Below are 24283 nucleotides of genomic sequence, written 5' to 3'. Positions count from 1 at the left end.
GATTTTAAAGCCCCGGGCCCTGGCCATTGCAGAGGCACAACCTCCGCAGTCTAACCCGATGGCAGCAATTGCATCCAGTAGATGCATCGGCGCACTCTTCATGCGCCTGATATAGAGCTCGCAAAGCCACAACCCGGACGAACTATTGATCCGCTTTCACCGGTTTTAACATCGATGTACGCCCGACCATAATATCCACGGCTTTCAGCAACCGCCTGAACACCGACTGCTGACAATACGGTATGCCGTGCTTTTTGCACACCGCCGCCACTTTCGGCTGAACAAACTGATATTGCCGCAGCGTCAGATCAGGCCAGAGATGATGTTCCACCTGATAATTCAACCAGCCATAAAAGAAGTCGTTGATATCAGAACCGGTCGGATAGTTCACCGAGCCCAGAATCTGACGCAGATAAAACTCACCTTTACCCCGGCCTCGCTCCTCAAACATCATCACATCATCACCGGCATGATTCGGCACAATCACCAAAAACGTATGCATGTTGGTAAACACTTCCGCCATCAGGGAGGTCAGCAACACACTGATGGCGGCCGTTGTGCCTAACGGCAAAAACAGTGATGGCAACAACAGGAAGCGATATGCGACATAGGGAAGAATACTTTGCAGCCATAATGCCCGCCCATGACGGGTCAACGGACTCCAGCCACTGCCTCGTTGCATGCGCGGTGCCGGCTCACCATTTTTTTTCGCCTGCCGGAGCATGAGCTCCTTATGTGTTCTCGGTGCGTAATAGACCAGCTTCCAGACCATTGAAAACAGCGCCACCAGTATGATTCGCAAAAAGAGCGGCATGGCCGATTGCCGCAACCATGCCGTGTTGTGCTGCAAATGATCGGGATCGCGCCTCTCGCCCAGGTTGTAATGATGTAACACATCATGTTCATGATGCCAGGCCTGTGGCGTAATCCAGTCCGGCCAGTCGATAAATCGCCGCCAGCCACCGGCGTATGTTTTACTGGTATATTTGCCCGGAACGCCATCGACCTTATCATACCCTTTGTGCACAAGTGGATGGGTCATCTGAGTCCAGCGTGTAAAGCTGCCCTGACTGATCAACAGTGCCGAGACAGGGTTCGGGGCAATCCATGCGGTGGCATAACCGGCCAGCGTACAGAACCTCCCCCAGCGCTCCATTTTCCTTAAATGAATAAAATCCTCATCACTGATCCGCGCCATGGCTTCACGATGGATGGCATCAAGATCCTTCGCCAACTGCTGCCTGTCTACGGTCTGGTAACTCTTGATACTCACACACACTCCCGATTTTCCCGGCGTAAATATTACAAGAGAAACCGCTTTTGTCTTCTCCCATAGCTCCGGGCATCGGCCACAGCAATGACATCCGCCAGATTTCCCCAGCCGGGGTCACATCCGGGGTCAGGTCTTGATTTGCTAATTTTATTAGCAAATCAAGACCTGACCCCGATCAAATCCCGGTCAATCTCAGCAGGTATACAGCCCGCGGGCGCGGAACTGCCCCACCACCCGCGCTGTCAGCTCGGCACCCGGAGGCTGAACCTCTTTCAGCTGATATTTAAAGCCCAGCTCCTCCCACTTATGCTCCCCAAGCTTGTGGAACGGCAACACCTCCACCCGCTCAACCCCATTCAGCGTGGCAATAAACTCCGCCAGCTTCTCCACATCCTCCACCGCATCGGTATAGCCGGGAACCAGCACATAACGAATCCACATGGCTTTCCCCGCATCGGATAAACGGCGGGCAAAATCGAGCGTCGGCTGCAACTCATGGCCGGTCAGTGCCTGATACTTGTCTGCATCGATATGCTTGATATCAAGCAATACAAGATCGACATCATCAAACCATTCATCCTCCAGCTGTGCAGCCAGAAAGCCCTGTGTATCCAGAGCGGTATGTAAATGCAGGTCATGTTTGGCGAGGTAGAAAATTTCGCGAATGAAATGGGCCTGCATCAGCGGTTCTCCACCCGATATGGTAATCCCCCCGGCAAAACGCAAAAACGATGCGTATTCAGCCATCTCACCGATCACATGATCGACCGTCATCAGGGTGCCGTTATGCATCTTGATGGTATCCGGGTTATGACAATACAGGCAGCGCAAGGGGCAGCCCGAGACAAACAGAACAAAGCGCATGCCCGGTCCATCGACGGCACTCCCCATCTCAAATGAGTGGACAAAGCCGGACAAACGCCCCTGCTCATCAATACAGGCGGGCGCTATATAGACCGGGTGCCTGATCGGCGTCTGCTGACTCAATGACACAACCTGCGATCACCCTGTCTGCCGGTCAGGCAGACAGGGGCTGCGCCATTAAAAATGAAGGTGAAATGTCCGGTTAATAACATCCAGCTGCTGCTCACGAGTTAATTTGATGAAATTTACCGCATAACCGGATACGCGCAGGGTCAGCTGCGGGTATTTCTCCGGATGCTCCATGGCATCAAGCAATGTATCCCTGCTCAGCACGTTGACATTCACATGAAAACCATTGGCATTGCAGAATACATCGATGCAGTTACTCAGATTGTTCACCCGATCGCTGAGCGTATGCCCCAGTGCATCGGGCGTACAGGTTGCTGTCCATGAAATACCATCGAGTGCCGCGTGATAGGGAAGCTTGGCCACCGATGCCCCGGAAGCAATAAATCCTTTGGTATCACGACCGTTCATCGCATTGGCACCCGGTGCAAATGGCTCCCCGGCCCGACGGCCATCCGGCGTATTACCGGTCTTTTTGCCATAAACAACATTGGAGGTAATCGTCAGTACCGACTGGGTCGGCACGCTGTTGCGATAGGTTTTATGCTTGCGGATCTTCTCCATGAAGGTTTCCACCAGCCAGACCGCAATCCGGTCGGCACGATCGTCATTGTTACCATACGCCGGGTATGCCCCTTCAATATCAAAGTCGGTGGCAATCCCCTGCTCATTCCGGATCACGCGCACCCTGGCATATTTGATCGCGGCCAATGAGTCGGCGGCAACAGAGAGCCCGGCAATACCACAAGCCATGGTGCGATAGATATCACGATCATGCAGCGCCATTTCGATACGCTCATAGTGATATTTATCGTGCATAAAGTGAATGGCATTCAGCGCCTTGATATAGATCGAGGCAAGCCACTCCATCATACGATCAAATTTTTCGATCACTTCATCATAGTCGAGGTATTCAGATGTCACCGGCTCAAAGCCATGCGCAATCGTCACGCCGGATTTTTCATCCACTCCGCCATTGATCGCATACAAAATCGTCTTGGCCAGATTACAACGCGCGCCAAAGAACTGCATCTGCTTGCCAATGCGCATGGCCGAAACACAGCAGGCAATGGCATAATCATCACCCCACTGGCGGCGCATCAGATCATCCGACTCATATTGAATCGAACTCGTCTCATTCGAGACCCGGGCACAAAAATCCTTGAATCCGCGCGGCATGGCACTGGACCACAGCACCGTAAGATTCGGCTCGGGTGCCGGTCCAAGATTGTAAAGTGAATGCAGGAAGCGGAAGCTGCTTTTACTGACCAGTGTACGACCGTCCTCGCCCATACCACCAATGGCCTCGGTCACCCAGGCAGGGTCGCCTGAAAAGAGCATATCGTACTCAGGCGTCCGTAAAAAACGGACGATGCGCAGCTTGATCACCAGATCATCAATCAGCTCCTGTGCCGATGACTCATCCAGGGTCCCCTCACGCAGATCACGCTCAATATAGATATCCAGGAAGGTGGATATACGGCCGATCGACATCGCCGCACCATTCTGCTCCTTGATCGCCGCCAGATATCCGAAATAGGTCCACTGCACCGCCTCACGCGCTGTCGTAGCCGGACGAGCTATATCAAAACCATAGGCTGCCGCCATCTGGCGCAGCTCATCCAGCGCCCGGATCTGCTCGGATAACTCCTCCCGTGTGCGCAACACCTCTTCACTGAACACAACATCATCCAGCTCCGCCTTTTCGCGACGCTTGTCCGCGATCAGAAAATCGGTGCCGTAGAGTGCAACACGCCGATAATCACCGACAATTCGGCCGCGACCGTATGCATCGGGCAAACCGGTAATAATTCCTGATTTACGGCAGGCAAGAATATCCGGGCTATACACGTCAAATACGCCCTGATTGTGATCCTTGCGATAGCGCTGATACGCCTGCCGGACCGACTCATCGAGCGTAAACCCGTAGGCCTGAAGCCCCGCTTCAACCATGCGAAGGCCACCATTGGGAACAATGGCACGTTTTAATGGTGCATCGGTTTGTAATCCGACGATCAGTTCAAGATCCTGATCGATATAGCCCGGCTTGTGGGCAAGAATGGAGGCGCCAATATCACTGGATACATCCAGCACACCTTTGACTCTCTCCTCTGCAATCAGTGCCGATATCCGTTCCCACAAGCGGGCGGTACGTGGCGTTGCTGATGCAAGAAAGCGATCATCCCCGTCATAGGGGGTATAGTTTTTCTGAATAAAATCACGAACATCAATACAGCGCTCCCAGTTACCGCCACAAAATTGGGCCCAGGGTTGCCGTACGGAATCGTTCACTGTTGCGTTCATGATGACACTTACCTCGTTTACGTGTGCGATACAAGACACGATGAGCAAGTTGTTCGCCACACGGTTGACAGCTTAAAGGTGAGCCCCGACTGCAGGGCTCACCTTTCGCTTACGGCTTACATATTACCGTATCGTCGGCAATGATGTTACTTTTTCCTGCGCTCGGGCTTGCGATCCGGCTTACCCTGACGCACCGGTTTACCACGACCACCGCCTGCCCTTTTCGGCTCGGCAGCGCCATCATTGCGACCGGGACGGAACTGCTTGCGCTTGAACGGGGTCTCGGGAAGGTGACGGCCCAGCTCCAGTGAGGCATTCAGCGGGTGACCGCATACACGCAACTGCTGCAGCTGTTTGAATACCGTTTTTGGCATGCCTTCCGGCAGATCCACGGTACTTGAATCATCGCTGATCGAGATATTACCGATAAATTCGGACTCAAGACCGATCTCATTGGCAATCGCACCGACAATATGACGCGCCTCAATACCATGCGCACGTCCGACCTCAAGACGGTAACGATCCTGGCCACGAGCCGGAGCCGGACGGTCGATAGAGTCCCGGCTACGCGGTGCAGGGCTTTCACGACGCGGCTTGCGCTCTTCACCGAGATACTCCTCCACTGTTTCACTGCGCAGGTTACGCATGCTTCTGCGCTTATCCTGCGGCTCATCGAAACGGGCCTGAGAGACCTCCCGCTGCGGGCGCGGTTCATCCTTCAGCAGCAGCGGCTTGTCACCCTGAACCATGCAGGCCAGTGCAGCGGCAATCTCCTGAGCCGGCACGTTATGCTCCTGCTCATACTGCTCGATGATGCTGGCAAAGGACTCAAGCTGCTCGCCTGCCAGCGTGTCTGTAATGCGCTGTTTGAACTCGGCAATACGAAGGTTGTTGATATCCTCGGTACTCGGCATCTCCAGCAGCTCTACCCGCTGCCTTGTCGCCTGCTCGATTGAATAGAGCATCCGTTTTTCGCGTGGCGCAACAAACAGAATCGCATCGCCCTTGCGGCCGGCACGACCGGTACGGCCGATACGGTGAACATAGGACTCGGTATCGTGCGGAATATCGTAGTTGATCACGTGTGAAATACGCTCTACGTCCAGACCACGGGCAGCCACATCGGTGGCCACAACAATATCAATCTTGCCACTCTTCAGGCGGTTTACAATCTGCTCACGCTGGCTCTGCTTGATATCACCGTTAAGTGCCATAGCGGCATATCCACGTGCCTCAAGCCTTTCAGCGACCTCGTCGGTGGCAGTCTTGGTACGCACGAAAATAATCATGCCATCAAATGACTCGAACTCGAGAATACGGGTAAGCGCATCGATCTTGTTACGACCGCTGACCATCCAGTAGCGCTGACGAATGGTCGGTGCTGTCTCGGTTTTCACCTGAATGGTGACCTGTTTCGGATTATTCAGATGCGACTGGGCAATCTTGCGGATCACTGGCGGCATGGTTGCCGAGAACAGTGCGATCTGACGCTCTTTCGGCGTCTGCTCAAGAATCCACTCAACGTCATCGATAAAGCCCATGCGCAGCATCTCGTCCGCCTCGTCGAGAATCAGCGTCTTGAGCTTGCCGAGGTTGAGCGTCTTGCGACGGATATGGTCCATGACACGACCCGGGGTACCAACCACAACATGGGCGCCACGGCTAAGCTGACGCAGCTGAATATCATAGGACTGTCCACCGTAAACCGGCAGCACATGGAATCCCGGCAAGTGATGGGCATAGAGCTGGAATGCCTCGGCCACCTGAATGGCCAGCTCACGGGTTGGTGCCAGTACCAGCACCTGCGGATCTTTTTGGGACAGATCAATATTGGAGAGCACCGGCAGCGCGAAGGCTGCGGTTTTACCGGTACCTGTCTGCGCCTGGCCGAGCACATCCCGACCGGCAAGCAGCAGAGGAATGGTTTCCGCCTGAATCGGCGTAGGCGTTTCATAGCCGGCTGCTTCCAGAGATTTGAGAACCAGCTCATTCAAGCCCAGTTCGCTAAACGTTACATCAATAGTCATTCACACACCTGTTTCACAGGGTGCTTTAACCCTGCAATCGAATAAATAAGGGGCCGCACACGCATGTGCAGCCCCCTCAATCGCGCACCCTACCCTAATCAACAGCATAAGGCACGAAACGCTGATCAATGCATGACCGGGGCAACCTGACCGGATTCTGCGCCCCTGGTTCTGCATCGTTTTCACGGCTGCCGATCATCTTGCCGGCCATGCACACAAGCCGATGGATCAGCGCACCTTCCGCTCATCACTCGACGCTGATTCCCGTCAGTTTCTCATGAATCAGCCGGCTTAATTCATAAATGTCATAAGGCTTGGCCAGCACCGTTTCACTCCTGCTGACTTCACACTGAATGACCTTCATCCGGTCATATCCGGTGGTAAAAATGCAGGCGATATGAGGGGTAATCGCACGCATCTGTTTGAGTGCATCCACACCGCTCATGCCCGGCATCACCACATCAAGAATCACCAGACTGATCTCATCCCGGTGCAGGCGAAACTGGCGCACGGCCTCAATACCATCGTTAGCCACCACCACCTTGTAGTTCATCCCCTGCAGAATATCACGATGGGTGGTGACCAGCGTGCTGTCATCATCGACCAGCAGAATCGTTTCACCATGGCCCTGACAAGGTTCATCTTCAGCTTTTTTACTCGATAGCAACTCACCGTCCTTCGGACGAATCAACGGCAGATAGATATGAAATGCCGTGCCATGGGCCGGCTCGGATTCAACCTCAATGGCGCCGCCATGTGACTGAACCGAGCCATAGACCATCGCCAGTCCAAGACCGGTGCCGCGATCCACCTCCTTGGTGGTAAAAAACGGTTCAAAAATCTGATTCAGATGCTCCGCTTCAATGCCACTGCCATTATCACGCACCGTGATACAGGCAAACTCACTGGCATCGGTATACTGGTGACGGTCACAAAACTTCTGATCCGCCTCATAGCGGCGTAACTCCACCGTAATCACCGGCTTGATTGTGGACTCCAGCGCATCCCGTGCATTATTGACCAGATTCAGCAGCATCTGCTGCAACTGGTTGGCATCGGCACTGACATAGAGCTTTTCGGAGGTCACCTGCACATTGAATTTAATACTGGCAGGAATCGACACCTCATGCAGGCGGACCGTCTCCTTGATAAAGGGTGGCAGGTAGATCGGCTGCTTGCTGATGATATTACGCCTGGAAAATGCCAGCAGCTGCTGAATCATCCCGGATGCCCGCTGTGACAGCGTCTCGATCGAATCAATTCTGGAGAGTAATTCCGGCTGTCCGCTTGCCCTTCGTTTCAGCAGAAACAGATTACCGGTGATACCCGCCAGGGTGTTATTGAAATCGTGCGCAATACCGCCAACCAGCGTGCCGATCGCCTCCATTTTCTGAGCCTGCTGAAAACGTGCCTCAAGCTCCTCATAGGCCTGCAGATTCTGCTGCAGACCGATATAGTGGGTAATCACCTGACTGGCATCGAAAATGGGCGAAACCGTCAGTACAGCCGGGAACAACGTACCATCTTTTTTCCTGTCAACGATCCGCCCCTGCCATGACTGCCCGCTTTTCAGCGTATCCCACATCTGCTCATAAAACCGGCGATCCTGCTTGCCGCTGCTGAGTATGCGGGGATTGTTATTGATAATCTCTTCCGGCAGATAACCGGTCATCTCGGTGAAAGCCGGATTGACATACTCCACAATGCCCCAGCGATCGGTAATGATGATCGACTCACCGGCCTGCTCAATGGCCTGCGATAATTTACGCACCTTGGCATGCTCACGCTTCTCCCTGACCAGGTGAACCGCCAGGAACCAGGCGATAATGCCGATCAGCAGAATCGACACCCCGCCCCACAGCAGTGCATATAAGCGCGTATCTGATAATAGTTCGTGCAGCCGGGAAGCCGAATCATAGGCAACGATCCGCCATGACAGTGCTGTACCATTCGTCGTAACCATACCGGCAAGAGGCTTGATCACTGTATAGCAGTAGAGACCATCATCATTGCGAAGCTGCCCGGATTCCGTGCCACTGATCGCATGCCAGGCCGCTGCATGCGCATGCTGAAACTGAAACGACTGGCGGTCATTCAACATAAACCCCCACTCCAGCGCATGCTCGCGGGCATATAACCAGTAACCATCACGGTTTAACAGATAACTCTCGGTCAAGGCACTGCCGTTAACAGCCGCGAAGTTATCCAGCAGATGCTGCCCCAGGTAGTTCAGCATAAGGATACCGAGCCTGTTTCCCCGCTGATCAAAGATCGGTGTGGCCAGGCGGATCACCGGTTTGTAGGGCACCTCAACCACCTGATGTTCGACATTCAAATCCAGCGGAGAGACATAAATCTCTCCATGGGCCAGACCGGAGGCCGCCGTGTAATAGTAGCGATCTTTTTTCGATTGCAGCGCGCTATCCGGCACGATCCCGGCATGCCCTCCGTTCGCATTGATACGGATACGCTCCATGCCATCGTTATCGATCAGGCGAACCTGATCATAAAGCTTCTTGGTACTGGCAAAATCAGCCAGGTTGCCGGCGAGAATGGCGTTCAAATCATCACTGCCCTGCCGTAACTGTACAATCAGTTCAACCTCGCGGGAAAGATAGAGCAGATCGGAGGTAATCCTGGAAAGCTCCTGCTCGATTCCCTTTTTTTGCAGCGCGATGGTGCCCATGTTCCGCTCAACCTGCAGGTTGATACGGGAGTTTGCCTCAACACAGTAGATCAGCCAGGCAATGGCCGACACCAGCACGATGGCAGGCAGCAGAATGGCCGCAAAATAATGCACCCGCCCCCAGTTATCCGGCATCTTCAGGCGAATTCTCGAGTTGGCGGCGACGTCATACATGCCACTCAGCAAGCAAAACAGATGCCCCGAAAGCATGATCGTTTAAAAATCAGAAATTTTGTAACACGGCCGATAATTCTCCGCTGTGACCTTCATGCGCCCCTGTGCCACAAAGGCTGACAGCAATGCATCCACCGGTGCCATGATCTCCCGCTCACCATGAATCTCGAAATCTCCGAACTGCTCAACCGCACGAATCCCCTCATCCTTCACATTGCCGGCAACCAGTGCGGAAAAGACACGACGGAGATTCGCCGCCAGCAGCGCCGGTGGCTGCTGCCTATGCAGGGCAAGTCCCCTGATATTTTCATGGGTGGGTGCAAACGGGTGCTGAAAAACAGGATCGATCGTCAACGACCAGTTGAAGTACCAGGCATCCCCCATCTGGCGACGATATTCCCTGACCTGCTCCACCCCGCTGTGCATGGCTCGGGCCACGGCCACCGGATCATCGATGATCACCTGATAACATTGTCTGGCCTCCTCGCCCAGTGTCTGGACAATAAAATCATCAATGCGGGCAAAATAGGCACGGGCCGATTCCGGACCGGTAAAAATCAACGGGAATGGTATGCCGCGATTTTCCGGGTGCAGCAGTACGCCGAGCAGATAGAGAATCTCCTCGGCCGTACCGACGCCGCCGGCAAAGACCACCACCCCGTGGCCGGTCCGCACAAAAGCCTCCAGCCGTTTTTCAATATCAGGAAAAATCGTCAGGTTATTGACGATCGGATTGGGTGATTCTGCCGCAATAATGCCCGGTTCGGTCACCCCCAGGTACAGACCGTTATCAATGCGCTGTTTGGCATGACCGATCGTTGCCCCTTTCATCGGCCCCTTCATCGCCCCCGGCCCGCAACCGGTACAGACATCCAGCCCGCGCAAACCAAGCTCGTAACCCACCAGTTTACTGTAATCATATTCATTGCGCGAAATCGCATGACCGCCCCAGCACACCACCAGCCCCGACGCACGCATCGACCGGAACACACCGGCATTGCGCAAGATATAAAAGACGGCATTGGTAATGCCGGCGGAAGCAGAGAGATCAATATTGGCGTTATTGGTGATCTCATCATGCACAAACACGATATCGCGGAGCACCGAAAACAGATGCTCATGAATCCCGCGAATCATTTTGCCATCGACAAAAGCCCTGGCCGGTGCATTCAGCAGCTCCAGACGGATGCCGCGTGCCACCTGATGCACACGAATGTCAAAATCACTGTATCGTTCCAGCAAAAGCCTGCCATCATCCAGCTCACCATCGCAATTCAGCACGGCCAGCGCACAGCTTCTGAACAGATGATGCAAGCCGCCGCTGCTGTTATTGAGCAGCTGTTCCACCTCCAGCCTTGAGAGCACCTCCAGCCGGTCCAGCGGCTCAATCATGGCATTCATCACTTCATAACTCATGGCACTCTCCCTTCCTGTCTGATGCTGCACCGTTCGATCATACAACCGGAGCCCATCCAAATACTGTGCTCTTTCACAGCCATACTGAGCAAGCACCATGACAAGGCGATGACAATCAAAAGGTCATCTGACTTATGCAGAAGTATCCGTCGCCCCCAGGCTCTTGCATGAATAATTCCTTTGTTTCATTGATCTTTATAAAGCAGCAACAGACCGCAGCAGTAAGTGCCGGTGCTCCCGGGCGCGACAGGCTCTGTTTTTAAGGAGATGCTGATTTATTGCCCTCCTGGCAAAAATCAGTTCGCAAAGACAAAAGCGTGACAAAGAGGCAGGAAGCCGATTGGACGGCCAAAGGCCGCCCGCAGGGCGAGGGCATGATGCCCGAGTCATTTTATCTTTGCTTACAAATCAGACACTTACGCGTCTGATTTGATTCGCTGCATCCTGCAGCTCACCTGGCGGCGGCAAAGCCGTCCAATCCGGCTATCCTGGCGGATTGTGGCGCCCGTCCATGGCTCGCTCGGAAGCGCCTAATTAATCAGCGCTTCCTTAAGGGAGATGTGTGTCCTTTGCGGCAAATCGGTTTTAAGTGACTGCCTCTTTTAATGCAATGGACCTGCCGTCGCCCGCGCGCCGTTTGACCCCGACCAATCACCATTTATAATCAGAGCGGATCTGTTCACCTGCCATTCCGGGGTTGAGCGGACAGGGAAATCTCGAGGTATCGCCCATGCGATGGATTCTACAGTGTCTTGTATTAGCGTCGGTCATGCTGCTCACGTCCTGTTCGGGCTCTGACAGCGTACGCATCGCCATGCATCACTGGCTCGGCTATCAGACTCTTCCCGTCGCTGTGAATATGGGCTGGATTCACCCCGATCTGCTGACAATCACGACCACCCCTTCGGCAACAGAATCGATGCAACTGATGCGAGAGGGCAAGGTGGATGCAGCCGCCCTGACACTGGATGAGGCCATCCAGCTCAGCAGTGAGGGAGTGAATGTGGCTGTCATCATGGCCTTTGATATCTCATCCGGTGCCGATGTGGTGCTCTCCCGTTATGATAGCGCCACCCTGAAGCAGATGAGCCACATCACCATCGGGCTGGAAAAAAATGCACTGGGCAGCCTGATGCTGGCCAAACTGATTGAACAATCGGGCCTTGATCAGGACAAATTTATCATCTCGAATATACCGGCTGATCAGCACCTTGATTTCTGGCAACAGCAACAGCCCGATATGCTGATCACCTACGAACCGATGGCTGCGACCCTGATCCAGCAGGGGGCGATCCGTTTTATGGATACCCGTGAGATTGCGGATACCGTCTTTGATGTGCTGGTCGTCAACCGCTCATTCGCTGAAACGCATCGGGATGCACTGGCAGCGATCATCCGAGGTCAGTTCATCGCTGTCAGTAATCTGATGACACAGCCGGACGACACCATCTACCGCCTGGCACAGGAGGCAGGCATGGAGAGCAGCGAGGTCAGGCAGACGCTGCGTGGCCTGATCCTGCCCGGTGCCGGCTACAATGCCCGCTTGATGCAAGGGGAACCATCGCACCTGCAGGCTACGGCCACCGCACTCTCCAGACTCTTATACCGCCAGGGCATGATCGGCAACGAACTACACGGACCTGCACTGGTGATGCCCGACATATTGCTGCATGTGTATCACAGCATGCCGGAGCAATAGCCTTGAAACAGATCCTGCTGCTGCTTGTTATCATCCCCCTGTTCAGCTCCCCGGCATGGGCCGAATCACTGCGTATCGGCATACTATCGCTTGCCCCGACAAATCAGACCACCAGCCGCTGGCACCCACTGCAACACTACCTTGAAAACAAGCTGGCTACCCATATCGAGATCATTCCGATGGATGATGCACAACTTCTGGGGGCGATCCAGAAGCGGAGCATCGACTTCGCCATCACCAGTCCCGGTCATTATGTGCAGCTGGAATTTCATGGCCTGGTCTCCAGAGCACTGGCCACACAGGTCAAGCTGATCGATGGCAAGGCGGTCGCCTCATTTGGCGGCGTCATCATCACCCGCAGTGACCGCAAGGAGATCCGCTCGCTGCATGATCTGAAAGGGAGACGCATAGCCGCCACCGCACCCGACTCCCTGGGCGGCTACCAGATGCAGGCCTATGAACTGTTCCGGGCAGGTACCGATCTCTCCGGCTTGCGCATGGTCTGGACCGATATGCCGGACAACAAGGTCATTCAGGCGGTGCTGCACGGCGTTGCCGATGCCGGATTCATACGTGCAGGCATCATCGAGCAGCTAATCAGCGCAGGTAAACTCAAGGCCGATCGCCTGCGCATCATCCACCGTCAGATGCTCGGCGACTATCCGTTTGCCACCTCCACCCGCCTCTATCCGGAATGGCCCGTGGTGGCACTGCCCCAGGTGCCCTCATCCACCGTCAACAACTTTACCGCAGCCTTGCTGTCCATGCCTCATGGCGGTGCGCTGGCCGGCAGCATGGGATTGCATGGATTCAACGTCGCCGCAAACTATGAACCGGTCAGAAATATTATGCGCACCATGGCGGTCAACCCCTACGACCAGATTCCAGACTACTTTTATCTGCAGCTATGGAAAAAATATCACTATTTTTTCATTGCCATCGCATTGCTGCTGGTGCTGATCCTGCTACTGATGGTGAAGCTTCGTATCTCCAATGCATGGATCAAGGCATCCAGCCTGAAGATGGAACGACTGATTCGCAGCATGCCCGGGGTCTCGTATCAGCGACAACATGATGAACACGCCACCATTCTTTTCATCAGCGAGCAGACCCGCAGCCTGTTCGGATACCCGGCTGACGATTTCACCCCTCCCGGCCAGCGCAACCTGATCGACATGATTCATCCGGATGACCGCTCCCGTGTGCTCGCCACCATTGAGCAGGCACTCGATGAGCACAGTGAATATTCCATTGAATATCGTGTCATGCATCGCGATGGCTCAAGCCGGCGAGTATTTGAAAATGGCCAGGGCATCTATCAGGGCAATGGCAGCCTCCACTCACTGGTCGGCACCATTGTCGATCACTCGGCCGAATATCAGCTGCAGCAACTTCGTATCGAAAAGGAGAAGATGGCCTCAACCTCCGTACTGATTGGCGGCATCGCCCATAACTTTAACAATATTCTGGCCGGCATGGCGGTACAGCTCTATCTGGCCAAAGGGGCCTGTCAGGCCGAACCCTCCCTGCGCAATCGACTGGAAAAGCTGGAGGGTATGACCTTCCAGATGGGCAATGTCATCCGCCCGCTGCTGACTTTTATCCAGCATGACCTGGTGGAGAGAACCCCGCTTGTGATTCAGCCGGTGATTCAGCAGGCCATCGACTCATTTGCAAGGCGAACAAAAATCACCGTACCCATGAACATCACACTGCTGCCGGATGACTTCATCGTGCTCGGTAACCAGGCACAGGTCGAATCCGTGATACATAACCTGTTGCAGAATGCAGCCGATGCAGTGGCACAGGTACACTCCCCCGTCATCACCATCACCCTTGAGGAGAAACAACCCGATAGCGAGTGGCTCGACAAATATGTGTTCAGGCAACCCGAATCACTCTGCCGCTATGTCTGCCTGACCATTCAGGACAATGGCGCCGGTATCGACAAAAAAGATCTGCCGCATGTGATGGAACCGTTTTATACCACCAAGGAACCCGGCCAGGGTACCGGCCTCGGTCTCTCCGTCGTTTTTGGTATTGTTCAGGAAATGGCCGGCTTTCTCGGCATCGACAGCTCCCCCGGCCTCGGCACCAGGGTTCAGATCTATCTTCCCCACTACACCACCGAGCCCGCCTGCCCGCCGCAATTGCTGCCCGGCCACTCCGGCATCTAACGACCGCATTGACTCCTGCCGAGAAAGTTCAGACGACTACGGCAGGCATGGTTCCAGATTCGTTGAATTCGGGGGACTGTACAGTTCAAACATAGTTGCAGTCGCATGTCAAAATCAAATCCATGCCGAACTTGATGTCGGATAGAACAAGTTAACTGTATGCAGAACAATGCAATATGCGTGTTTCAATCCGCTCCCGACCCGGAGGCCGGGAGAAGCAAGCTTACACGCTGACCGAGGCCGACGAAGCCAACGTTTCAATCCGCTCCCGACCCGGAGGCCGGGAGAAGCATCAGGTAACAATGATCGGGGCCCGTGGAGCATCCGCGTTTCAATCCGCTCCCGACCCGGAGGCCGGGAGAAGCAATCTCGCTCATGGCAAAGAGAATTACGAAAGCAGTTTCAATCCGCTCCCGACCCGGAGGCCGGGAGAAGCCTGGCATCTCCTGCGCTGACATATATGGGATGCAGTTTCAATCCGCTCCCGACCCGGAGGCCGGGAGAAGCTCATCGATATGCACGTTATCCCACTTGGACGCGATGTTTCAATCCGCTCCCGACCCGGAGGCCGGGAGAAGCCACTAGCCAATGCTGCGCAATGATCGCGCACATCTGTTTCAATCCGCTCCCGACCCGGAGGCCGGGAGAAGCGTAGAGATGGATGGTGGCCAGAACTGCAAGTGCATGTTTCAATCCGCTCCCGACCCGGAGGCCGGGAGAAGCGTTGCAGCAGTCAGCATTTCCTTCAACTCACCATTCAGTTTCAATCCGCTCCCGACCCGGAGGCCGGGAGAAGCGTGTTCGCGGACATTGCGCCGCTTGCAACGGTTGCTGTTTCAATCCGCTCCCGACCCGGAGGCCGGGAGAAGCTTCCATACCAGCCAGCGACCGCGCAGAGATGCTGGCGTTTCAATCCGCTCCCGACCCGGAGGCCGGGAGAAGCGACTCACCGGCAGGTCATCGCATCTTTAATCGACGTTTCAATCCGCTCCCGACCCGGAGGCCGGGAGAAGCCCATGACGCCGGCACAGCTTGCGGCACGCCAGTGCGTTTCAATCCGCTCCCGACCCGGAGGCCGGGAGAAGCGATAGTTTTACTCACAATGACGGATGCAAATACGTGTTTCAATCCGCTCCCGACCCGGAGGCCGGGAGAAGCATATTCAGCCTCAAGGTTTCTGTATATCCAGCCTGCGTTTCAATCCGCTCCCGACCCGGAGGCCGGGAGAAGCGTCTGCCCGATCAGCGATGCATTGTAGGCATGATGGTTTCAATCCGCTCCCGACCCGGAGGCCGGGAGAAGCATTACCTCTTCTTGGCAAGCGTCGCCTTACTGTGCCGGTTTCAATCCGCTCCCGACCCGGAGGCCGGGAGAAGCCATCGATATGCACGTTATCCCACTTGGACGCGATGTTTCAATCCGCTCCCGACCCGGAGGCCGGGAGAAGCGAGTCGTCTTGTCGGACTCCCACTGCTGAATGGACTGTTTCAATCCGCTCCCGACCCGGAGGCCGGGAGAAGCTTAGCCGTATGCCAAGCAGCTATGCGATCTGAGGAGTTTCAATCCGCTCCCGACCCGGAGGCCGGGAGAAGCGCTCCGCTAAGGTCAGCCCCGTGGAGGTCAGCCTCACGTTTCAATCCGCTCCCGACCCGGAGGCCGGGAGAAGCGTTGCTGTTTTCTGCTGATACCAGCAGATCGCAAGTTTCAATCCGCTCCCGACCCGGAGGCCGGGAGAAGCCCCGTGAGACTGACAACGTAGCGCAAGCTTTGCGCGTTTCAATCCGCTCCCGACCCGGAGGCCGGGAGAAGCTTTCGCGGCCATAAATTGCCAGTAATTGTCGACTATGTTTCAATCCGCTCCCGACCCGGAGGCCGGGAGAAGCCTAAACTTGATGCAAATGAGATAGCTGAAAAGATCGTTTCAATCCGCTCCCGACCCGGAGGCCGGGAGAAGCGCGTAGGGCGTAGCTCCAGACTCCAATTCCCCCGAAGTTTCAATCCGCTCCCGACCCGGAGGCCGGGAGAAGCGGATGTCCCTGCGGCGGTTTGGTGGTATTCTGCGGGTTTCAATCCGCTCCCGACCCGGAGGCCGGGAGAAGCGCGCTGGGGGATGCCGTGGCCGCTATGTTCCCTGCAGTTTCAATCCGCTCCCGACCCGGAGGCCGGGAGAAGCTGGGCGGCGAATAAGGGATATATTGAAGTTGAGCAGTTTCAATCCGCTCCCGACCCGGAGGCCGGGAGAAGCGGGTATATCCGTAGGCCGGACACTGCAGCCAACATGTTTCAATCCGCTCCCGACCCGGAGGCCGGGAGAAGCGTGGCTGCAGGGCTTGGCCCTGTCGATCGCGTACACGTTTCAATCCGCTCCCGACCCGGAGGCCGGGAGAAGCACCTTTCGCAGGCGAACAGCTGCACCCAAGTGTTGTTTCAATCCGCTCCCGACCCGGAGGCCGGGAGAAGCGCGCTAACGGATGCCGAATCAACAGGCTTACTCGTGTTTCAATCCGCTCCCGACCCGGAGGCCGGGAGAAGCCTTCATTTTAACATCTTCAACATGGGCGGTCTGGAAGTTTCAATCCGCTCCCGACCCGGAGGCCGGGAGAAGCGGTTCAACGCCATCAATCACCGGCTCATTCACTCTTGTTTCAATCCGCTCCCGACCCGGAGGCCGGGAGAAGCTTGGTCCATTTGCGGGTGCGAAGCTTTCCGCCGATGTTTCAATCCGCTCCCGACCCGGAGGCCGGGAGAAGCAACACTATGCAGGAGGCGATTGCAGGCGTTAAGGTTGTTTCAATCCGCTCCCGACCCGGAGGCCGGGAGAAGCAGTTACTTGCAGCAGCACGCGCCACTTCATTACTGTAGTTTCAATCCGCTCCCGACCCGGAGGCCGGGAGAAGCGATTGAAAAAGATTGACACCTCTTTCCACTTCTATAGTTTCAATCCGCTCCCGACCCGGAGGCCGGGAGAAGCACGCTGTTTATCGGTTTTGCGGATGAGAGTGGCATGTTTCAATCCGCTCCCGACCCGGAGGCCGGGAGAAGCGAGAATGGACTGGTTGAATTTAAAGTAAAGGTAGGTGTTTCAATCCGCTCCCGACCCGGAGGCCGGGAGAAGCGGATTGGTACGCTGTCTATTCAGGCAGTAGTATTGGTTTCAATCCGCTCCCGACCCGGAGGCCGGGAGAAGCGAAGAAAGCGGCTAGTGAGAGACTGGCTAAGTGGCTGTTTCAATCCGCTCCCGACCCGGAGGCCGGGAGAAGCGCTGCATGCCCGGTTGGCGGTGCTTAACGTGCTAAAGTTTCAATCCGCTCCCGACCCGGAGGCCGGGAGAAGCGTTAAATATATTCCCTGTTTTAGCCTGCACAAAACTGTTTCAATCCGCTCCCGACCCGGAGGCCGGGAGAAGCGCAATATTTCTGACTTCAAGGTTGCGGATCGTCTGTTTCAATCCGCTCCCGACCCGGAGGCCGGGAGAAGCAGTCATGGGCTATCGACCACGTGATCACCTTCGGGTTTCAATCCGCTCCCGACCCGGAGGCCGGGAGAAGCGATGAAACTTCACCATTCTCCAGCTCGTACATAAGTTTCAATCCGCTCCCGACCCGGAGGCCGGGAGAAGCTCCACCTGTTTAACTGGTGAAGCGGCAATGAAAATATCCGGGCTTTTCGCGAACCACTTCAAGCAAGCCCGGAAAGTTTCATCACCTTCGACATATTCCCAAATATATCCATGAAAATCAAACAGATAGTTCAATCGCGAAGCCCCCGTGTGTTCAGACATCACTAAGGGTTCGCGCATTTGATTCCGAATTATAAAGAACAACTGCGCCTCAGATAACCAATGGTGCTGAAAAATCCCGATATGAATCTCTGCCCAGCGTATAAACAGCCCCACTCCGCTGGCCATACAGGCGATATATTCGCAAGCTATCAAGCTCTGTATTTATCTCATCGCTCAGCGCAGCCAGCATCGCATCCATCTGCATCGGCTCTACCGAGCACTCAAATACCGAGTACTGTACGCGTTGCCCATAGTCTTCACATATCTTGGCCACTCTGCGCAATCGACGGCGTCCCTCTTTTGTCTCTGTATTTACATCATAAGTAACAACAATATTCATACTCTATCTCGGCATGTAAGGCGTATATTCAGCCGACTCCCCACGTATAAACCGCGCCAAAAGCCTTGCCTGCACCATGGGCATCAGGGCAATCGGCACAGATTGTCCAAGCTGCTCATGCTTCACTTCATCCTGTTTACGCTGCTGCCATGCAGTCAACAACGTCCGGCGCGCATCTTCGGACATCTGTACAGAACCACCCGGCCGCACCTCGAAATCATCCGGCTTAATTTGTTGCCGGTTGATCAGTGTTAGCGCCAGTCGATCCGCCAGCAATGGACGAAACTCCTCCATCAAATCGAGGGCAAGCCCAGGCCTGCCCGGACGAAGTGTATGTAAATAGCCAACCTGCGGATCAAGCCCAACGCTTTCAACCGCAGATACACACTCGTTGGCCAACAACGCGTAAAGGAAAGAGAGTAATGCATTGATTCGATCCCGTGGCGGCCGCCGATTGCGCCCCTTCATTGCAAAGGCATCCTGGTTGTGCCGCAATAACGCATTAAATGAATCAAAATATTCTCGCGCTGCCTGCCCTTCGATTCCACGCAAGACATCCGCGTCTATCGCCTGTGGCAAAGCCCGAATGGAGCCTGCCAGATTATCGGCAGCCAGGCGCAACCGTGCCGCATACTCCGGTGAGCTTGCCTCGCGGGCACCGCGCAACAAAACAGCACGGCTATTTTGCAGCTTGCCAGCCACCACTATTCGCATCAGCTCAACACTGCGCTTTTCATCATCAAGCAACTGATGTTGCGCTCGTCTGAGCAGAACATTGCCTGATTGCGGACCTTCAAGCCTTGCTCTGAATCTGCCCTGCTCGCTTAACATCACCACACTGCGTCCATCTTCTGCACAACGGTGCAATGCAAACGGACTCACCATCACATTACCGAACAACACAATGCCACCGATATGATGCATCGGCACACGCAATTTCGTTTGCTTGTCGATTTCAAGCTTCAGCGTCTCGCGCTCAAGGTGCAAATACGAACCCTGCGTCATCACAAACAACGTATTTAATACCTGACGCATAGCTCCTCCGCCATCGGTTCATACAGATCTATCGCTCTTGCCTGCATTTCCGGTAAACAGATCTCTTTCAGTGAGCATTGCTCACAATGCCTGGCCAACACAGGGCCGGGTATCTCGCCTGATTCAACCATCGCCCGAACCGCCACCACCGTTTCCCGCAGCTTACCTCGCAACATTTCATTAAAGGCCACCACTCGCCGCCGTCTGCTTTTGACGTGATAGATAGCCCCTTCCGCTATCGTCACATTCAGCATCTCTTCAAGACAGATCGCCTGGGCGCAGAGCTGTATATCGTCGTGCAGCCCCTTCTTGCGCGGCCCGTGCTTATACTCAACCGGGTAAACAGCTCCGTCGTCATGGAATTCGACCACATCGCATTTACCTATCAATCCGAGAGTTTCAGACCAGACAGGAAGGGCCCGCTCGATACGCATCCCTGCCTTCACCTCATACTCCGGCACATCGACACGATCATGCTCACGCCGACCTTTCTGGGTATGCAGATTCTCACTCCACACCTGCGCCACGTGGATCAACCCACACTGGCGCTGGCAGTAGATGAAATGCTGCAATGCCGAGATCGGGATGGGGTCGCTGCTGCCAGTCAACTTACTCTGCCTTGCCAATAGCCTGGCTCACGATGGAGATGAGCAACCGCAATCACCAGAATCTGACCCTCTCGCAGTTGGTAAACGACCCCATAAGGAAATCGCCTCAACCGGCAACGGCGGGTACGCCTGGACAATTGATGCCAACCTTCGGGGAAGGCCGCTATCGAATTCAACGCATGGGTAAAATCGTTGAGAAACCTTCGCTCCAACCCAGCTTGCTCCCGTTCATACCAGGCGACCGCTTCATCCAGCTCTGCAATAGCCGGTGGCAGAAAACGGATTTTCATTCCGTCTTATAACGGGCTAATACCTCATGAACGGATACGGACTCCATCTCCCCGCGTTCATAGGCATCGAGGCGGCGTTCCGCCTCTTCAGCCCACCGCGCATCAATGGCTTTGTCCGGCTGGTCGAGACTGGCCAGCAATTCGTCCACAAGTTCCGCCCGGCTGGTCGCTTCCAGCGCCAGCGCATCTTTGAGCAGGTTTGCAGGTACAGCCATGTCAGACCTCCAGAATCGTAACTCCACTCGGCAGATTATCGGAATTCACGCTGATGTCATAATCTGCAAAACTTCTTGGTGCGGTAACGCCGTCTTTCAACTCTGCCTGCACCCTGTCGAAAAGCACATGCGCCGGAGCGTTGCCCATATTCGATTCATGCTTGAACACCACCAGTTTACGGGTGGCCATCATGCCGCGCGCAGCCGAACGATCGTGCTCGAACATATTGTTCAGCGACTCCCACAGCAAAGAGAGATCCCCTTCGGAGAAGCCTGTCTGCCCTGCCAGCGATGCAGAGACAAAGCCATGGGCGACATAGAGACCGTAAGGCACGGTGAACTTGCGGCCCATGGTGCGGTTATCGCCATCCTGTTTCTCGGCTTCGGCCTCAGTTGCCACGGCCATACGGGTGATCGAATGCTCCAGCGTGACGACCGGATCGACACTGCGGGCGAAGGTGATCTGCACAGGTCCGCGTACCTGGCCGCAATTCGCCTCTTTCAAGCCCATGACGGCACCGAATGTGCGAATGTCGAAAAAATTCCTGCACATCCAGTCGCGAGCCTTATCCACGTCGTCCCCGCCTTTACGCTTGCCATCCTTGCCCTTCGGATCAAGCCCGAGCGCAATGTATGCTTTCTCCTGTTGATTGGTCAGCACGGCCTTCTCTTTCACATAAATCTCGTAAGGCGGCTTCTCGCCATGCTTAAGTCCTACATAGTTGCGCACCTTGCGTTTGAGGCAGACATCAGTGACCAGCCCTTTGCCGGTTTCGGCATCGACGCGCGGCAGATTGCCTGCATCGGGGTCGCCGTTGGGATTGCCGTCCTGCACATCGAACAGCAGTACGAAGTCATATCTATTTTGAATGCAATTACTCATGGATCATCTCCTTCTCTTCTGATTTTTTGGTAAAAAAGTTCTGGCGCTGGTGGTAGTAGCCGATGGCAAAACGCCCCTGATCGGCAAGTGGCAGGTGCGCCGGAAAATCGGCAATTCCAGCAACGATTTCGCCCGTCAGTCGTTCCAGGTTTACTGCCCGTCCTTTGCCCAGCTTGGCAATATGGTGCTTGTTAAGCTTCATCAGGGTTGAAAATACCGTGACCGGTGAGCTGGAGGCTGAGCCGTAGTAGCGATCCCGGATCGTCGCGTTGATACCCGGATTCGCCTCCTCCTGTGCCTTTTCCAACACAGCGAACAGCCGTCCGAGCCGGTAGCCAATATTGGTGTTGTTTTCGTCGAGTGACACTTTCAGTTCCTCCTTTATTTCCGAATTCGAGTAGCGCGTTGCGCGATTTATGCACGCCTTGATCAGTGCGGCGCGCTGATAGTTCACATGTTGTTCGGCCCTGATACGCCGGATCGCAGCTCCAAGCAGGGTCTGCGGATACGGCAATCCTTCAAGAATGGAGCGCATGAAATCGCCGGCCAGATTGGGAGGGATGTTTTCAGATTTGCCGAGGCTTGCCGTGGCAACCAGCAATCTGAACAGCGACAGAAACTCCGGTTCCTTCGGGCCGTGCATGATTTTCAGGTCAACGAAGTGCTGAACGATGCGTTCGGCCATATTAGCCACCGTGCCGACATGCCAGAAGCGCACGGCAATGCGCGCCGCATTGGGAGCAAGACCGAGCACATAAAAACGGGTATGTCCGTCATCAGGGGTGTAACGACCATTCTGAACCGAATTGAAGAGCTGTTCGACAGCCCGAGCATGCCTGTCCGGATCGTCCTTCGGTGATTCGCCAAAAATGTTTGGCACTGCTGTTTCCAGATCAGATCGTTTCTCGGCCCAAAATACAGTGCTGGCATCCCCGACTTGCATACGTTGTTCCGAATCTTTGCCAAGCAAGTGATTGAGAGCCGTGGTATAGGCAAAGGCTATCTCTTTTCCGACAGGAGCATTGTGGCCTTGCGTTTTGCCGTAGGAGTTGAAGGCATCGAGATTGAATGAAACCACATTCGCACCTGATGATTGCGCCCCCCATACACCCTTAATGGCAGTGTGAAGGCGTTCAATTTCATCTTCCTTACCGGAAATCAGACAGCGCCCTTTGCCTGAGATGTCTCCTATCGCCATAGCCCGGATCGCAGCAATCACAGCCGGGCGTTGACAAATCAGTTCACGGTCACCCTGCAACCTGAATGTCATATTCGGATTGGATTCGATTATCTCCTTCCATTCAGGTATGGCGGCAAACGTGTCCAGATCGAGCAAGCTATAGAACTTATCAATCGCCTCGATGCCGGGATCGCTTTCAACACCCGGCAACTGCGCGATGCGGCCTTTGAATGCCGCAAGCTGCTCGGCCACGCGTTCCGGTTTACCCCGCGTATCGACGCCAAGCAGATACTCAACCGTATCCCAGAGCAGATTCGCCGCCACACCCGATGTCTTTTTTACGCCTTGCGGAACCAACACCGAACGGGCGCGCTTCTTCTTTCCGACCTGTTCGCGGGTATCCTCGATCTGGACCAGACTCCCGTTCCGATCGATTTCCAGAACAAATGGAATCTCCTTGTTTTCGAATCCTGCCGGGGCGAGACCATCACCCGCCTTTGTTTTTCGATCATAATATTCAGCCAGTGCTTGCAGAATCATCCGCGCACCTCCTCGCTATCGAATGCCGGCACTTCGATCACTCCGTTTTTTAACTCAGCCCGGAAGAAGAGAGGTTTCGGGTCTTTCGGATCACCGTAGTCCAGATCGTAAAGCATCCAGCCCAAATCGCGGCATTCGCTGATTGATGGGGCGGTTTCCTCTTTCGGGTTCACCAGTTTGAAGTTGGCGGAGAACTCGCGGCAGCCGAGATAGGGCTGATTGAAGCACTGTCCTTTTGAGGCGCGCCGCTCGAACATTTCGGAGAACTTAACCGACGTATCGCCATCACCTGCCTTGTCGGTCATCTCAAATGCGGCATGGATGCGGTATTTCACATCGCGCAGGAATAGACTCGCCCGTTGCTGTCGTTCCTCCTCGATATTAAGCCCGAGGTTGCCCTTGCCCTGATTCATCGCGGTTTTGACATTGCGCTCTGAAATAACAGCGCCCACCTCATTGCGCCGCACATTGATCCATTTGATCGGGGCCAGCACCTCGATCCTGCGTACATGCCAGCGAATCGCAGGCTTCCAGAGAATCGCCTCGAAAATCGCCCTCGCCGAGGAGGGCGTAATCACATCGTAGGAGACTCTTTCCACCTTCATTTCAGGGCGGGTGAAACAGGCAAAATCACCCCACACTTCCAGACAAAAGTTCTTCATATC

The 24283-nt window shown here is 54.9% G+C and carries 16 protein-coding genes and 1 CRISPR repeat array; of the genes, 2 read left to right on the top strand and 14 right to left on the bottom strand.

What is annotated here, in order from left to right; all coding sequences use genetic code 11:
* Window positions 1–142 precede the first annotated feature (142 nt).
* The 6 genes from FEF65_RS06920 to ppnN all read right to left on the bottom strand — a co-directional run bounded on the left by FEF65_RS06920 (window position 143) and on the right by ppnN (window position 10870).
* Window positions 143–1273, bottom strand: coding sequence for a fatty acid desaturase family protein (locus FEF65_RS06920; protein ID WP_138239071.1), 1131 nt, complete (start codon window positions 1271–1273; stop codon window positions 143–145).
* A 192-nt stretch (window positions 1274–1465) separates the two neighbouring features.
* Window positions 1466–2260 (bottom strand): pyruvate formate-lyase-activating protein, encoded by a 795-nt coding sequence (pflA, locus tag FEF65_RS06915; RefSeq protein ID WP_138239070.1) that lies wholly within the window; start codon window positions 2258–2260, stop codon window positions 1466–1468.
* 54 nt (window positions 2261–2314) lie between these two features.
* Window positions 2315–4567: a formate C-acetyltransferase gene (gene pflB, locus FEF65_RS06910; RefSeq protein ID WP_138239069.1), complete on the bottom strand. Its 2253-nt coding sequence runs from the start codon at window positions 4565–4567 to the stop codon at window positions 2315–2317.
* A gap of 146 nt (window positions 4568–4713) precedes the next feature.
* A complete protein-coding gene (locus FEF65_RS06905) occupies window positions 4714–6594 on the bottom strand; it encodes a DEAD/DEAH box helicase (RefSeq protein ID WP_138239068.1) in 1881 nt (626 codons plus the stop codon).
* 247 nt (window positions 6595–6841) lie between these two features.
* Window positions 6842–9454, bottom strand: coding sequence for a hybrid sensor histidine kinase/response regulator (locus FEF65_RS06900; RefSeq protein ID WP_161595199.1), 2613 nt, complete (start codon window positions 9452–9454; stop codon window positions 6842–6844).
* 42 nt (window positions 9455–9496) lie between these two features.
* The gene (gene ppnN / locus FEF65_RS06895) at window positions 9497–10870 is read right to left on the bottom strand and encodes a nucleotide 5'-monophosphate nucleosidase PpnN (RefSeq protein ID WP_138239066.1); all 1374 of its coding nucleotides are present in this window, start codon (window positions 10868–10870) and stop codon (window positions 9497–9499) included.
* 730 nt (window positions 10871–11600) lie between these two features.
* Here ppnN and FEF65_RS06890 point away from each other — a divergent pair.
* Complete coding sequence (locus tag FEF65_RS06890; protein WP_138239065.1) at window positions 11601–12569, top strand: ABC transporter substrate-binding protein; 969 nt, start codon at window positions 11601–11603, stop codon at window positions 12567–12569.
* 2 nt (window positions 12570–12571) lie between these two features.
* The gene (locus FEF65_RS06885; RefSeq protein WP_138239064.1) at window positions 12572–14746 is read left to right on the top strand and encodes a PhnD/SsuA/transferrin family substrate-binding protein; all 2175 of its coding nucleotides are present in this window, start codon (window positions 12572–12574) and stop codon (window positions 14744–14746) included.
* A gap of 182 nt (window positions 14747–14928) precedes the next feature.
* Window positions 14929–18366: a CRISPR direct-repeat array (repeat unit 37 nt; unit sequence GTTTCAATCCGCTCCCGACCCGGAGGCCGGGAGAAGC).
* 210 nt (window positions 18367–18576) lie between these two features.
* Here FEF65_RS06885 and cas2 read toward each other — a convergent pair.
* Genes cas2 through cas5c form a run of 8 tightly spaced genes read right to left on the bottom strand, consistent with a single transcriptional unit; the run spans window position 18577 to window position 24280 of the window.
* Window positions 18577–18867: a CRISPR-associated endonuclease Cas2 gene (gene cas2 / locus FEF65_RS06880; RefSeq protein ID WP_138239063.1), complete on the bottom strand. Its 291-nt coding sequence runs from the start codon at window positions 18865–18867 to the stop codon at window positions 18577–18579.
* Between the two features lie 3 nt (window positions 18868–18870).
* The gene (gene cas1c / locus FEF65_RS06875; protein WP_138239062.1) at window positions 18871–19902 is read right to left on the bottom strand and encodes a type I-C CRISPR-associated endonuclease Cas1c; all 1032 of its coding nucleotides are present in this window, start codon (window positions 19900–19902) and stop codon (window positions 18871–18873) included.
* A complete protein-coding gene (gene cas4 / locus FEF65_RS06870; protein WP_138239061.1) occupies window positions 19887–20510 on the bottom strand; it encodes a CRISPR-associated protein Cas4 in 624 nt (207 codons plus the stop codon). Before cas4 ends, cas1c begins: the two co-directional genes overlap by 16 nt.
* Window positions 20507–20800 (bottom strand): type II toxin-antitoxin system RelE/ParE family toxin, encoded by a 294-nt coding sequence (locus tag FEF65_RS13795; RefSeq protein WP_138239060.1) that lies wholly within the window; start codon window positions 20798–20800, stop codon window positions 20507–20509. Before FEF65_RS13795 ends, cas4 begins: the two co-directional genes overlap by 4 nt.
* On the bottom strand, window positions 20797–21015 hold the full coding sequence (locus FEF65_RS06860; protein WP_138239059.1) for an addiction module protein: 219 nt from the start codon (window positions 21013–21015) through the stop codon (window positions 20797–20799). Before FEF65_RS06860 ends, FEF65_RS13795 begins: the two co-directional genes overlap by 4 nt.
* Before the next feature lies 1 nt (window position 21016).
* Window positions 21017–21898, bottom strand: a complete 882-nt coding sequence (cas7c, locus tag FEF65_RS06855) for a type I-C CRISPR-associated protein Cas7/Csd2 (protein WP_138239058.1) — start codon at window positions 21896–21898, stop codon at window positions 21017–21019.
* Window positions 21891–23618, bottom strand: coding sequence for a type I-C CRISPR-associated protein Cas8c/Csd1 (gene cas8c / locus FEF65_RS06850; protein WP_138239057.1), 1728 nt, complete (start codon window positions 23616–23618; stop codon window positions 21891–21893). The genes cas7c and cas8c overlap by 8 nt, the downstream gene beginning before the upstream one ends.
* A complete protein-coding gene (cas5c, locus tag FEF65_RS06845; RefSeq protein WP_138239056.1) occupies window positions 23615–24280 on the bottom strand; it encodes a type I-C CRISPR-associated protein Cas5c in 666 nt (221 codons plus the stop codon). The genes cas8c and cas5c overlap by 4 nt, the downstream gene beginning before the upstream one ends.
* Window positions 24281–24283 lie beyond the last annotated feature (3 nt).

This window comes from Mariprofundus erugo, from assembly GCF_005818865.1.
Classification (GTDB): domain Bacteria; phylum Pseudomonadota; class Zetaproteobacteria; order Mariprofundales; family Mariprofundaceae; genus Mariprofundus; species Mariprofundus erugo.
The sequence above is the reverse complement of the archived record's forward strand: the minus strand, read 5'-3'. Positions and strand labels throughout refer to the sequence as shown.